We start from the raw sequence: 12700 nt of genomic DNA, 5'->3' as shown, positions 1-12700 counted from the left end.
TTATTCAGATTAAGGATTGTGTTTTTTAGCACGCTCTAGCATCTTTCTCATTAGACCATAACTTCTCTTATCGTAGGGAGGAACAAACATATTTTCATTTAAGATTTTATTTGGGTCTCCTAGGATCGCATTGACAGGTACATGTGTGGATACTGGCACCATGGAAAGCTGATTTGATATACGTGCCTGCACCTCTTTACCAATAAAGTAATTAGCGAAAATTTCAGCGGCTTCTAACTTCCTGCCAGACAGACTTTTTACAAAGTTTATCGTATCAAGCCAAGCCATATGGCCTTCATCGAAATCAATTAAATGCCAATTTCCCCCTTTAGCATTTTCGGCATGTATTCCCGGTCCCCAACTGCTTACTATCAATAGCTCTTCATCAAAAGCAGGTGCATCGGCCCAAAAACTGCCAGCGGCATCATAGAGCGCGGTCAATTGAGCTTGAAAAGCACCGTCGGCTGCTGATTTGTTTAGTACACCAGTACGGTTCTCTTTCATAAACTCTTCATACAGGTAGAAAGGAGACTCACCTTGACTCATCAAAGTTAGACCGATGTTGTACCACTCTTGTGCTTTATTCAGTGAAAACTTATTTCTCCATTCTGGTTGCCATAAAGCCTTAACAGAGTGAGGCAGCGTGTCAGGATAAATTCTATCGTGATCAGCATAAAACCCATAAATTCCACCGCCCCAGGGGATATAGAGTGGATTGCCATTGTGATCTAATCCCATATTCAATTTTGTAAGATTAGGATACAGATATTGGTAATTATTTAATCGGGACGAGTTAACATTAATTGGTTGCAATAACTTAGCAGTTTGTTCACTTTTCATCTTGATAAAGAAAAGGGTTAAAAATGTGATATCACACTCTTTAGCTCTGATCAGGTTATACATCTGTTCAGCACCTTCAGCATAGGGAGAAAGCACTTCGACCTTAAAGTGATAACCTTGATCTAATAGCAACTTATCAACATTAATCATGTCTTCCTCAGTGACATATCCCTCCCAAGTAAGCACTCTTAGTGGCTCAACATGATGTTCAGCAGATACCGCCACCGAATTGAACATAACAAGGAAGGTAAATAGAGCCATTGAGCGTAAAGACGTGTATTTTTTCATGGGCTGTTATACCTGTATTTTCTTTTTGAAGGTGAGGGGATATCACCATTGAAATAGTAAGACTGCCTATTTAGTTTAGCTTATGGCTTCGCAATTTGTCTTTGTGATAGAGGACGTGCTAAATCTTCATTCCCTTGCTATTCTTAACAGCTGCTAAAAAGGGGGAACTAATGAAGTCTAATCTCGATAAAATGCTTGTTAATCACAACAAACTCGTTCATTCAGAAGGGGTCAAGATCATTTCTCATACCCAGAGAGAAGTTGAAGAGTGGGTTCAACATACAGTGATGATTGAAGGATGTGATGTGCCTTTTAAGTTTAGGCGTCCAAAAAAATTCAAATGCCTTAAAGGTAATAGAGTCAACATGACCTATTATGCCGAACAAGAAAAAGTGGCTGGATTTGAAATAGAAGTGATGAAAGTGGTCAGAATAAAGCGTTTTTAAATACTCTATCGATAGAGCAAGCTAATTATGATTAGCGATATTAAAGTGCTGGTAAAACTTCAAAAATTATTCTAATAACACCTTATATTATAAAATAAAAAGCCAACCTATAAGGTTGGCTTTTTAATGCAACAAATGACGCTAAATCTGAAGATTACTTCGCTGTCATTAGTGCTACGGCATTATCTAACATGCGGTTACTGAAACCCCACTCGTTATCATACCAAGACATTACTTTCACTAAACGACCTTTAACACGCGTTTGAGTCGCATCAAAGTTTGATGAGAACGGATTGTGGTTAAAGTCGATAGACACGAGTGGCTCTTCGTTAACACAAAGCACTTCGCTCATTGGCGCAACAGCAGCTGCGTTTTGAATGATAGCGTTAACTTCTTCAACCGTGGTGTCACGTGAAGCGATAAAAGAAAGATCGACAAGTGATACGTTTACTGTAGGAACACGTACTGCCAAACCATCAAATTTACCAGCAAGTTCAGGAACCACTAGACCCACAGCTGCCGCAGCACCAGTTTGAGTCGGGATCATAGACATTGCAGCAGCACGAGCACGACGTAGATCAGTATGGTACACATCTGAAAGACGTTGATCATTGGTATATGCGTGAATCGTAGTCATAAGACCAGACTCAATACCAATAGAATCATTTAACGGCTTAGCAATAGGTGCTAAACAGTTAGTGGTACAAGAAGCATTTGAAACAACAGTCATGTCAGAGGTGATAACATCGTTGTTTACGCCGTATACCACGGTAGCATCAACATTCTTACCAGGTGCAGAAATAAGTACTTTCTTGGCACCAGCATCTAAATGCGGTTGTACAGATTCTTTAGACGTGAACATACCAGTACATTCAAAAACAACGTCAACGTTCAACTCAGCCCATGGCAGTTTTGAAGGATCACGTTGAGAGAAAGTCAGGATTTTATCTTGGTTCACATAGATAGCTTCTTCATCGTGTTCAACTTTAGCGTTAAAACGACCATGAACAGAATCATACTTAGTTAAATGAGCATTGATAGAGGCATCACCTAGATCATTAATCGCAACAATCTGGATCGGGTAATCTTTTTCACTTTCATAAAGTGCACGTAAAACATTTCGTCCAATACGGCCGTAACCGTTAATAGCAACGCGGATAGACATCTCATATCCCTCAGTTAAGTGTAAAAGTAATTTATGGTAGTAAAATTACCAAACTGACAGCTACCGTCAAGTATTATCGGCTTTTTAGGCCGTTTTTCGGTAACAATTCGGCATTTTCTTTACAAAGATCATATTTTTTACAAAAAGAGGCGAGAATTCAGTAAATTTAGCCCTTTTGGCAGACTTATTGCCAGGCTACTTTATTACACGAATAAGGTAGGGGAATTAAGCGTAACGCTTAGTTTTTCTCTAAAATAAGCTTGATGTTACTGGATGGGTAATTGCCTGATTCTAAAGCATCGACGAGTGCTTCTGCTTGCTCATCAAGTCGAGATTGCACCGCATTATCACCATTCACAAGGGCTGACATACTCTTTTCCGAAACATCATGATCGCTCATTAGAATGTTTGCCCTTGAAAGGAGGTAAGTTAATTCAAATTCATTGGTTTTTTGATAAGTATTCGCTAAGCCGAGTAACCAATCAGGGTTAACATTGCTTGCTTCACTTCGATTTAACACCTCTAAATAGATGGTCTTGGCCTTAGACGGATTAAACTTTTGGAAATAGGACGCAACACGGGCAAGTATATCTATGTCATCAATCAGGTTTAGCTTTTGCGCACGTAATACTTTTTCAAGTGCAGCTGAATTATTAAAACGGGTCCAGTGATAAAAGGCGAGGTGGATATCATTACTGTCTTTAGTGCTCGCTTGTAATTCTGCCAAACTTTGTGCACTCAACCCGAAGGCACGAGCTCTGTCATTACTTCTTTCTGGGTGAAGGATGTGTTTAACACCTGAGGCCAGTTCAACGCATTTATTGTATTTTTCTAAATACGTTAAATGCAGATAAAGTTCCTTACCTGAGGGTGTTTGTTCATGTTTTAACCGCAATCTATTTTTGATTAGATCGGATTTTTCGTATCGACACCAACTATCTTTGTGTAAATCGGCACAAACTTCAGGATTATTTTTACAAATAGTGCTGTTATTCACTGCACCATCACAGCCTAAAAGGCCTGAAAATACCCAAATAGTAAAAAATGTTTTAAACATTACGACACTTCGCGTCAAAATAGACTCCAAAACGGTTTTTATGCTAATAAAATTACAATGTTACATTCGATATCTTACTGGCTTGAAAGCCCACTTTTCATTACAATAGCGCCGACCATAATGGGATTTACCCGATTAATAATTAGAGTATTGGTCTTTTTTTTTTGTTACTCAATCATTTCTGCGAAATAAACCGGAAAAGAGAGATAAAGGATCTGTAAATGAGCGCTGATAAACACCTACAAAGCTGGCAAGAACGTTTCGAAATGGCAGAGGCTATGCAGCCTTTACTTGGAAAATTATATCGCAACCAGGGTGTCGAAGTCGTTTTATACGGTAAGCCACTACTTAATGCTTCTACCATAGAGATCATTAAATCCCACCGTTTAGTACGTAAGCATATTGGTTACAAACTAAGATTACGTGAAAGCTTTCCTTTTGTTGAAGCCCTAAGCAAATTAGCGGTTAAACAATGTAAAGTAGATATCGGTAAGTTAGCTATCAACTACTGGCGCGAAAATGACAACGCTGACGGTATTGAAGCCTATATGAGTCAAGAACTCGCCGCAGCCATTGATCATGATGACCACGAAAAGCCAAGAGACGTTGTTCTGTATGGTTTTGGTCGAATAGGTCGTCTTCTTGCTCGCCTGCTAATTGAAAGAACTGGAGTAAGCAACAAGTTGCGTCTACGTGCCATTGTATTACGTGGTGGACGCAAAGGTGACCTTGAAAAGCGTGCAAGTTTGCTAAGAAGAGATTCTGTTCACGGCCCATTCAACGGTTCAGTTGAAGTCGATGAAGAAAATAATGCCATTATTGCAAACGGCACTTATATTCAAGTTATTTATGCAAATTCACCTGATGAAATTGATTACACAAGCTATGACATCAGTGATGCACTCGTGGTTGATAACACGGGTATTTGGAGTGATGAAGAAGGTCTTGGTCAGCATCTTAAATCTAAGGGTGTGACTAAGGTACTGCTAACAGCTCCTGCAAAAGGCAGTATTAAAAACATTGTATATGGAGTGAATGAATCAGATATTTTAGAATCTGACACGATTATTTCTGCAGCTAGCTGTACTACAAATGCTATCACACCAGTACTTAAAGCAATTAATGATAAGTACGGCATTGAGAATGGACACGTAGAAACAATTCACTCGTACACCAATGATCAAAATTTGATTGATAACTACCACAAAGCTGATCGTCGTGGTCGAAGTGCACCATTAAATATGGTCATCACTGAAACCGGCGCTGCGCGAGCTGTGGCTAAAGCACTCCCAGTGTTAGAAGGTAAGTTAACAGGTAATGCTATCAGGGTTCCAACTCCCAATGTTTCTATGGCTATTATCAACTTAAATTTGAATGCTGAAACTAATAAAGAAGATATCAATGATTATTTGCGCAATATGGCACTTAATTCTGATCTTAGAAATCAAATTGATTTCACTGAATCTACTGAGATCGTTTCTTCTGATTTAGTTGGCTCTCGTCATGCTGGTGTCGTGGACTCTCAAGCAACGATAGCAGAAGGTAAGCGTGCTATTTTGTATGTTTGGTATGACAATGAGTTTGGTTATAGCTGCCAGGTTGTAGGTGTCATGCAGAAAATGCTTGGACTTAACTACCAATCTCTACCTCTGGGTTAATCTGCTTTCAGGCAGTTTAAAGCCTCAGACTTATTAATGACGTCTGAGGCTTTTTCTTTTCTGCATTAAAATAGCGCTCAAACGCACTGAATCAGCTCAGGATTGTACAATAAAACCCTCATCGGGCTAATTTAGCACCAGTCAGTATTAAATCTGCTTTTTTAGTGTTTTTCATGATTGACTCTACGGTACAAATCGGTAGAATGCCATTCCGCAGTCAGGGGAAAGCTTGTTAAGTAACACTGATTGCAAAGTCTTTAAATACACTTTATAGACGCGACATTAGCTCAGTTGGTAGAGCGATACCTTGCCAAGGTATAGGTCATCGGTTCGAACCCGATATGTCGCTCCAATTTTACTAAGGTATGCGACATTAGCTCAGTTGACTCTTTATTTAAATCAATTGTGCGATACCTAGTTATAGCATATCGGTTATTTGTATCGAACTCGATATGTCGCTCCAAGGCGCGATGGCAGAATGGCTATGCTGCGGATTGCAAATCCGCCGATCTCGGTTCGACTCCGGGTCGCGCCTCCAGATTTAGATTGTGATGAGTTTGGTTTAACTTAAACCATACAGTATTAACTACCGATAATACGTATCATCAAAGTCAACGAGTTTGCCCGAGTGGTGGAATCGGTAGACACAAGGGATTTAAAATCCCTCGCTGAATAAGCGTGCCGGTTCAAGTCCGGCCTCGGGTACCATCATTAAGATGACAAAAAAGCCTCAACGAAAGTTGGGGCTTTTTTGTATGTTGAAATATCCTTCAAGTCACTCAAGTTTTATGAAAGAACTTCTTATACCAATCAGTATAAGAAGTTGATCTACTCAGAGTGATTTTTGGCAAGCTAATTCAAGGCGAATGAATGACATAATGGTTGTTCCCTTATGAGTTTATTCAACACAGAAGTAGTCAGTCAAAAACACTCCTTACAGGCGAGTTTTAGCGGTTCTAATGCTGTGTTAACGAGCTTGATCATAGAATAACTATGCTCTTCACTCGCTGCAAGCCACATGGATGTGGTGAATGTCATTAATGCAGGAGCAATTAATGACCTTGACTCAGGAGCGCTAAACTCTCGCTGAGCGATCAAATCTTTATACTAATTGGTATTAACGTTATGCCTGTTTAACTATTCTCAAAAAGTCCCCTTATCCAATCCTGTATATGTAAAAAAATCCCAATATAATGAGTGTAATCCCAGTTAAGAACTATTTTTTCTACTAGTATAAAAACGCACTACCTATGGGCCTCTTGCAATGGTATAAAGAGCTCTGAAATCCCCTACATTCAAATACTTTAGGAAGCAGTCATGATATTTACCCAGGTTGAACTTGCTCCAGCAGATCCCATTTTAGGTCTAACGGACGAATTTAAAGCTGACACGAGAACGAACAAAGTAAACCTCGGCGTGGGGATCTATAAAAATGAAGCTGGGTTAACCCCCATCTTAGAGTCAGTTAAATTAGCTGAACAGAGACTTCTTAAAACCGAAGAAAGTAAGAACTACCTCGGGATTGAAGGTGTTCAAGCTTATAACAGTGCAGTGCAAGCACTATTGTTTGGTGATGACCACCAAGTGGTTAAAAATAAAAGAGCGCTGACAGCTCAAGCACCTGGTGGTACAGGCTCGCTTCGTGTTGCCGCTGAGTTCTTAGTTCGCAATACCGAGGCTAAAACAATTTGGGTAAGCAATCCAACTTGGGCTAACCATAAAAATATATTCCAGTCAGCTTCTCTTACTATCAAAGAGTACCGCTACTACAAAGCAGAGACTCATGATAAAGATTTTGATGCCATGGTTGAGGATCTTAGTTCAGCAAAAGCTGGCGATCTTGTACTACTGCACGGATGTTGCCATAACCCTACGGGCATCGATTTAACCGAATCCCAGTGGCATACCGTCGCTGATATCTGTTTGAAGCAGGAGTTAGTCCCACTTTTTGATTTTGCATATCAAGGCTTTGGTGATGGAGTTGATGAAGATGCAAACGGTTTAAGAATTCTTGCTAATGCGGTACCTGAACTGTTAATCGCCAATTCATTTTCTAAGAACTTTGGGCTGTACAATGAACGTATTGGCGCAGTAACCATCGTTGCAGAGAATGAAGCGGATGTGAAAAAGGCATTCAGCCAGGTCAAGAGCACGATTCGTGGTAATTATTCAAACCCGCCTGCACATGGTGCATTAATCGTCAGCACAATCTTAGCGGATACTGAACTGAAAATCCTATGGGAAGCTGAGCTAAAAGAGATGCGTGAACGTATCGCTAAAATGCGCACCTTGTTTGTTGAAACATTAAAGCAAGAAGGTGTCACTCAAGATTTCAGCTTTATCTCAAGACAAAATGGCATGTTTAGCTTCTCTGGTCTGTCTAAAGAACAGGTCGCGAAGCTAAAAGATGAACACGGTGTGTACATTGTAGGCTCAGGTCGCATTAGTGTTGCAGGTATGACCAAGAACAATATGCCAGTGATCTGCAAGGCCATAGCTAGCGTACTTTAACAGTCTTGTGATAAGTATTGATGACAAAAAGGACAGCAATGCTGTCCTTTTTTAAATTTGGGGATTACTTAGCTCGTTTGTGGTGACACAATACTGGCCAACGCCTCAGCTAATGCCCTTTTATCGTGTAAGCCTTTGTGATGTTGACTCACCAAAGGACGATAAACGATGTTTCCAGTCTGATAACTTTCATCTGAATGGCTCAACACTCTGTCAATAACCTTTACACCAAGCACTTGATGGCACCAGTCTATTCTCTGTTCTAGCGAAAAATCAGCAGAAGAGGAGGGCTCTCTAGTCAGGTTATCGATTAAAATAACCTCAGCGCGAGACTCTGCCAACGCCGCTGCAAACTTAGGTAGCAAAAGGGGAGGCATGATGCTAGTTAAGAAACTACCTGGGCCTAAGATCACAAGATCAGCTTCACGGACCGCATCACAGGCCTCACATGTTGCTGTCACCATAGGCTCTAGTGACAAAGCCATAGGGTGACTCACCATCCCATCGACATTGGTTTCACCAAATATCTTATTACCGCAAGCTTCTATGGCCACTAAGTGCGTTGGTTCTTCTGACATAGGAATGACGCGAGTTTCAATATTCAGAAACTGACGAATCACATTGACGGCTTCAAGTGGCCTGACACACAGCTGATCCAGTGCAAGCAGAATTAAGTTTCCTAAATTATGGCCTGACAAATCACTTTCACCCGCAAAGCGATACTCAAATAATAAAGTACCAATAGAGGGATCACTGGCTAGCTGTGATAAACAATTACGAAGATCTCCCCAAGCGATGCACTCTTGGTGTTCACGTAGCCTACCTGTAGAACCACCATTGTCTGTTGTAGCAACGATACCTGTGAGTTTAGGTCCAAGGAAAGAGAGTGTAGATAAAACTCTGCCTAATCCATGACCTCCGCCGATTGCAACTACATTATCGAATCTGTTTAGCGCATTATATTGCATTCGGGTTTTTCCTTCCTGAATACCCTGAGAATTTTTCAATTGTGATTATACATTAGAATAACCATCCAAACTGTTGTTTTATTATCTCTATCATTTGACATATAATCTCAACCGAGAATTCATACTAGAGAAACGAATGAAAACAGGAAGAATTGGTAAATTAACAGTATCGTTAAGTGTTGTGATACTCGCTTTTATTTTAGTAAAACTTAACTTTATAGAAACGAAAGATAAGAAAGAGCATGAGTTAGGCGCGTTAATTGAGAATAAACAACACCTAAGTTTAATCCCTGATTTTGCATCAATTCCCCTTGTGAGTGATAAAAAACAAGCTTTCTTCGACTACTTACGTCCTTGGGTTAGGCTTCAAAATGGGATCATCAGTGATGAACGCCTTTTTCTACAGCGATCTCTTCAGCACATCAATGACGGTTTAACGCTGACAGATGCTGAATATTTTCGTATCGAAGAGATCTCAAATAAATACCAGTATTCTCCGCGAGCCATTAACGCTGAAACACTGCAAAAGTTATTGGTAAGGGCGGATATCATTCCAGAATCTATGGTGCTTATTCAAGCGGCCAATGAAACTGGCTGGGGAAGTTCACGATTTGCCAGAGAGGGACTTAACTTCTTTGGTCAATGGTGCTTTAGAAAAGGCTGTGGCTTAGTCCCTCAGTCACGCACATCAGGCATGTCACACGAAGTGGCGGTGTATAAAACCGTTGAAGACTCGGTGGCTTCGTATATGCGCAATTTGAATTCAAATGGTGCTTACGCTTTATTACGCTCTATCCGTGCCGACATGCGAGCACAAAATAAAGAACCCACAGCCGATGAACTTGTCTATGGGTTAGTGAACTATTCTGAACGTCAGGAAGCTTATATTGATGAGCTTTTAGAGATGTTACGTCATAACAAGCAGTACTTAGTAGGAAATAATGAAGAAAAGCCTTCTGTTTAGTTGTTTAATCGCTGTCTGTGCATCAGCACAAGCCACTCCTATATCATTAGAGTATCAGGGGTTTTATCAAAGATTAAAACAGGTTAATAAGGGGCATTATCCTCTTGTTGAACTCACTTTTTCGGTACCGAACAAAAAACTATGCCAAATAAATAGTGGTTCGATAACAACAGAAAAAGAGTCATTCCCTTTAACCGTAACCAAAGATCAACGCATTTTTTTACCTTATGATGGTCGATTGAAATCCGATAGAGCGTTAATCAACTTAGATGTTACAGGTGAGATTGAGCATTGTAATATTGCAATGCAGGTAAGAGCAAAGCAAACAAAACAAGATTATCAACAGAGTGAAATTGTGCAGATCCAAACGGAAATGGATGCCCTGTTAAGTGAAATGCAGGGGTTCCCAATGCGTTACTTCACCGAGGATATCGCAGGCATTAATTTCGAATTTGAACCTGACAGTACAGTATCCATTAAGATTGATGGCGCTGAACAGTTTGTGACAGGTAAGCTTAGACTGAGTCGAGCGCAAATCTCTGAATTGAAGACACTGCAGCTATCAGTTAAACCTAAAGTTCTGAGCCCATGGACAAATGGCTAATACGCTATAAGTGAGACAAAAAAACCAGCATTTGCTGGTTTTTTTATGACTGGCTTTTAGTCGTGCATCAGTTACGGAGTATACGTACTGACGATATCGATTTTGTGCTCAGCTTTAATACGTTGTGTCTGACTTGCAGCATCAAGGTCGATGTGACCATTATTTGAAACATCGACAAAATCGAACGCGGGTAGATCAGATTCAGCAACTTCGCCCTTTAGCGGTGCATCAGCATTTCGAGTTAATGACACAAAATCAAACTGTGTTCTGTCTACGCCCTGAGAAGGAGAGGTATTCTGCATCGCCGTGAAAATAGACTCGATACGCCCAGGATGTTCAACATCCCACTGATTGAGCATCTCTTTGACTGATGCTCGTTTCAAGTTTTCCTGAGAGCCGCATAAGTTACATGGAATGATAGGAAAAGATTTTAACTCCGCATATTCCGCAATCTCTTTTTCACGAGAGTACGCCAACGGACGGATCACCATATTGGCACCATCATCAGAGAGCAGTTTAGGCGGCATGGCTTTTTGTTTACCAGCGAAAAACATGTTCAAGAACAGCGTCTCGATAATGTCATCACGGTGGTGACCTAAGGCTATTTTGGTTGCGCCAATCTTCTGCGCGAAGCCATAGAGCGTTCCACGGCGCAAACGCGAACATAAAGAGCAGGTCTTTTGTCCTTCGGGTATTTTATCTTTCACGATAGAGTAAGTGTCTTTCTCTAAGATGTGATATGCCACACCTAACGTATCTAGATAAGCAGGAAGGATGTGTTCAGGGAAGCCTGGTTGCTTTTGATCTAAGTTAACCGCAACGATTTCAAACTTAATCGGCGCACGTTGTTGTAGGTCGAGTAAGATATCAAGCATCGCATAACTATCTTTGCCTCCAGAAAGACAACACATTATCCGATCACCTTCCTCAACCATATTGTAATCGGAGATAGCTTTACCGACTTCGCTTCTAAGCTTTTTATGAAGCTTTTTCAATCGGGAGGTTTGTTGAGTTGATAGATCGACAGACATAAAAAACGCGCCTAATAACACTTGAATTGTGGGCGCGTAGTATATATCAAAATCTTGCTGTTAAAAATGCCTAACTCTCGTCTAGAGGCGATTTATAACCGTCGGGCTTTATGGCCAGTAGATCACAATTAATACTGTCGATAACATGCTCAGCGGTATTACCAATCAGAGCAGCTGAAAATCCGGTTCGACCAACAGTACCTAAGATCACCAACTCAGCATCTAAGCTTTTCGCGATATCAGGGATCACATCTTCAGGTAATCCTTCTTTCACGTGACAGTTATCAACATCAACCCCTAAGGTTAAGGCCAATTCGCTAACTCTTTCTTCATGTTGCATGCGAATTGTTTCGCTGTATGTATGCGCATCAAAGTCAGGTAGTTCAATCGCAAGATTAACAGGGGTACCAGGATAACCGTTAACAAGATGGACTTCGGCATTAAATATCTCTGCCAAGTCTTTACCATATTCAATGATTTTACTGTTAAGGCTAATGTGATCCTCGTCTTCAGACCCAACATTAACGGCACATAAAATTTTGCCTGCAACAGGCCAATCATGGGCTTTTACTAACAAAACAGGAACAGGTGATTTTCGCATCAGATGCCAATCAGTTGGCGTGAAAATCACTGACTTAAGCTTGTCATGCTCATGAGTGCCTTTAACGATGAGATCGAAGTTTTCGGAAATAACATGTTGAATAATACTTTCGTAAGGGCGGTTGTGCCAAATGACTTCACTTTCAATCTGAATATCAGCAGTTGAATAACGCTCGACTAATTCATCAATCCAAGCTTGGCGTTGGGCAATCACACCTTGTCTCATCGCTTCGCGCTCTTGTCCTGACAGATTGAGGTCATTTCATAGGAAAAATCAAAAATAGAAAGAAATACTGTGATACTGGCTTGATTTCGGGTTGCGAGTTCAACGGCCCTAGCAAGCGCTGGCTGGGAGTCACTGGTTGGGTCCACAACAACTAATAGCTTTTTATATTCCTTCATATTTTTCCCCTTTTCATTCGGTACTTTAATAATGTGCTACATAGCGTAAAAGACATTGTTTTAGATCAAATAAACGCACGTTACCAACACTCGTTATACCATTTTTATACGCTAAGTTATTTATCTATCTGATATTAATTTAAAATGAGATAAAAGTCTGGTTAGA

General features: G+C 40.5%; 10 protein-coding genes, 3 tRNA genes and 1 pseudogene. 8 read left to right on the top strand and 6 right to left on the bottom strand.

All coding sequences use genetic code 11. The features are described 5' to 3' along the window. Nucleotides 1-9 precede the first annotated feature (9 nt). The gene (locus tag FN961_RS06950) at nt 10-1128 is read right to left on the bottom strand and encodes an extracellular solute-binding protein (protein ID WP_143563826.1); all 1119 of its coding nucleotides are present in this window, start codon (nt 1126-1128) and stop codon (nt 10-12) included. Nucleotides 1129-1298: 170 nt separating this feature from the next. Between FN961_RS06950 and FN961_RS06945 the strand changes: the two genes are divergently transcribed. After that, nucleotides 1299-1574, top strand: coding sequence for a hypothetical protein (locus tag FN961_RS06945; RefSeq protein WP_143563825.1), 276 nt, complete (start codon nt 1299-1301; stop codon nt 1572-1574). Between the two features lie 154 nt (nt 1575-1728). Here the strand turns inward: FN961_RS06945 and gap are convergent, their stop codons facing one another. Both gap and FN961_RS06935 read right to left on the bottom strand, forming a co-directional pair. Next, a complete protein-coding gene (gene gap / locus FN961_RS06940; RefSeq protein WP_143563824.1) occupies nt 1729-2739 on the bottom strand; it encodes a type I glyceraldehyde-3-phosphate dehydrogenase in 1011 nt (336 codons plus the stop codon). Between the two features lie 238 nt (nt 2740-2977). Then, nucleotides 2978-3796, bottom strand: coding sequence for a DUF2989 domain-containing protein (locus tag FN961_RS06935; RefSeq protein WP_185972741.1), 819 nt, complete (start codon nt 3794-3796; stop codon nt 2978-2980). 221 nt (nt 3797-4017) lie between these two features. Between FN961_RS06935 and FN961_RS06930 the strand changes: the two genes are divergently transcribed. The 5 genes from FN961_RS06930 to FN961_RS06905 all read left to right on the top strand — a co-directional run bounded on the left by FN961_RS06930 (nt 4018) and on the right by FN961_RS06905 (nt 7965). Further along, on the top strand, nt 4018-5454 hold the full coding sequence (locus tag FN961_RS06930; protein WP_143563822.1) for a glyceraldehyde-3-phosphate dehydrogenase: 1437 nt from the start codon (nt 4018-4020) through the stop codon (nt 5452-5454). A gap of 276 nt (nt 5455-5730) precedes the next feature. After that, nucleotides 5731-5806 (top strand) — tRNA-Gly (locus tag FN961_RS06925). Between the two features lie 112 nt (nt 5807-5918). Then, nucleotides 5919-5992: transfer RNA gene (locus FN961_RS06920), tRNA-Cys, on the top strand. Nucleotides 5993-6076: 84 nt separating this feature from the next. Further along, nucleotides 6077-6162 (top strand) — tRNA-Leu (locus FN961_RS06915). A gap of 609 nt (nt 6163-6771) precedes the next feature. After that, complete coding sequence (locus tag FN961_RS06905) at nt 6772-7965, top strand: amino acid aminotransferase (protein WP_143563821.1); 1194 nt, start codon at nt 6772-6774, stop codon at nt 7963-7965. A gap of 68 nt (nt 7966-8033) precedes the next feature. Here the strand turns inward: FN961_RS06905 and yvcK are convergent, their stop codons facing one another. Beyond that, nucleotides 8034-8933, bottom strand: coding sequence for a uridine diphosphate-N-acetylglucosamine-binding protein YvcK (yvcK, locus tag FN961_RS06900; protein WP_143563820.1), 900 nt, complete (start codon nt 8931-8933; stop codon nt 8034-8036). Between the two features lie 136 nt (nt 8934-9069). On the opposite strand from yvcK, the gene FN961_RS06895 reads away from it, so the two are divergent. Next, nucleotides 9070-9897 carry a glucosaminidase domain-containing protein gene (locus FN961_RS06895; protein ID WP_143563819.1) on the top strand — a complete coding sequence of 276 codons (828 nt, stop codon included), beginning with the start codon at nt 9070-9072 and terminating at the stop codon, nt 9895-9897. Then, a complete protein-coding gene (locus tag FN961_RS06890; protein WP_143563818.1) occupies nt 9875-10501 on the top strand; it encodes a DUF2987 domain-containing protein in 627 nt (208 codons plus the stop codon). The genes FN961_RS06895 and FN961_RS06890 overlap by 23 nt, the downstream gene beginning before the upstream one ends. Before the next feature lie 71 nt (nt 10502-10572). On the opposite strand, the gene ttcA is transcribed toward FN961_RS06890, so the two are convergent. Both ttcA and uspE read right to left on the bottom strand, forming a co-directional pair. Continuing rightward, the gene (ttcA, locus tag FN961_RS06885; RefSeq protein ID WP_143563817.1) at nt 10573-11532 is read right to left on the bottom strand and encodes a tRNA 2-thiocytidine(32) synthetase TtcA; all 960 of its coding nucleotides are present in this window, start codon (nt 11530-11532) and stop codon (nt 10573-10575) included. A 70-nt stretch (nt 11533-11602) separates the two neighbouring features. Then, nucleotides 11603-12534: pseudogene (gene uspE / locus FN961_RS06880) on the bottom strand (universal stress protein UspE). Between the last annotated feature and the right edge of the window lie 166 nt (nt 12535-12700).

It is taken from the genome of Shewanella hanedai, from assembly GCF_007197645.1.
GTDB classification, from domain to species: domain Bacteria; phylum Pseudomonadota; class Gammaproteobacteria; order Enterobacterales; family Shewanellaceae; genus Shewanella; species Shewanella hanedai.
This window is presented reverse-complemented; position numbering and strand designations above follow the sequence as displayed.

Coding starts and splice junctions, on each gene's coding strand:
- FN961_RS06890 (WP_143563818.1), top strand. CDS start 9,875: ATGAAGAAAAGCCTTCTGTTTAGTTGTTTAATCGCTGTCTGTGCATCA.
- FN961_RS06945 (WP_143563825.1), top strand. CDS start 1,299: ATGAAGTCTAATCTCGATAAAATGCTTGTTAATCACAACAAACTCGTT.
- yvcK (WP_143563820.1), bottom strand. CDS start 8,933: ATGCAATATAATGCGCTAAACAGATTCGATAATGTAGTTGCAATCGGC.
- FN961_RS06930 (WP_143563822.1), top strand. CDS start 4,018: ATGAGCGCTGATAAACACCTACAAAGCTGGCAAGAACGTTTCGAAATG.
- gap (WP_143563824.1), bottom strand. CDS start 2,739: ATGTCTATCCGCGTTGCTATTAACGGTTACGGCCGTATTGGACGAAAT.
- ttcA (WP_143563817.1), bottom strand. CDS start 11,532: ATGTCTGTCGATCTATCAACTCAACAAACCTCCCGATTGAAAAAGCTT.
- FN961_RS06935 (WP_185972741.1), bottom strand. CDS start 3,796: ATGTTTAAAACATTTTTTACTATTTGGGTATTTTCAGGCCTTTTAGGC.
- FN961_RS06895 (WP_143563819.1), top strand. CDS start 9,070: ATGAAAACAGGAAGAATTGGTAAATTAACAGTATCGTTAAGTGTTGTG.
- FN961_RS06950 (WP_143563826.1), bottom strand. CDS start 1,128: ATGAAAAAATACACGTCTTTACGCTCAATGGCTCTATTTACCTTCCTT.
- FN961_RS06905 (WP_143563821.1), top strand. CDS start 6,772: ATGATATTTACCCAGGTTGAACTTGCTCCAGCAGATCCCATTTTAGGT.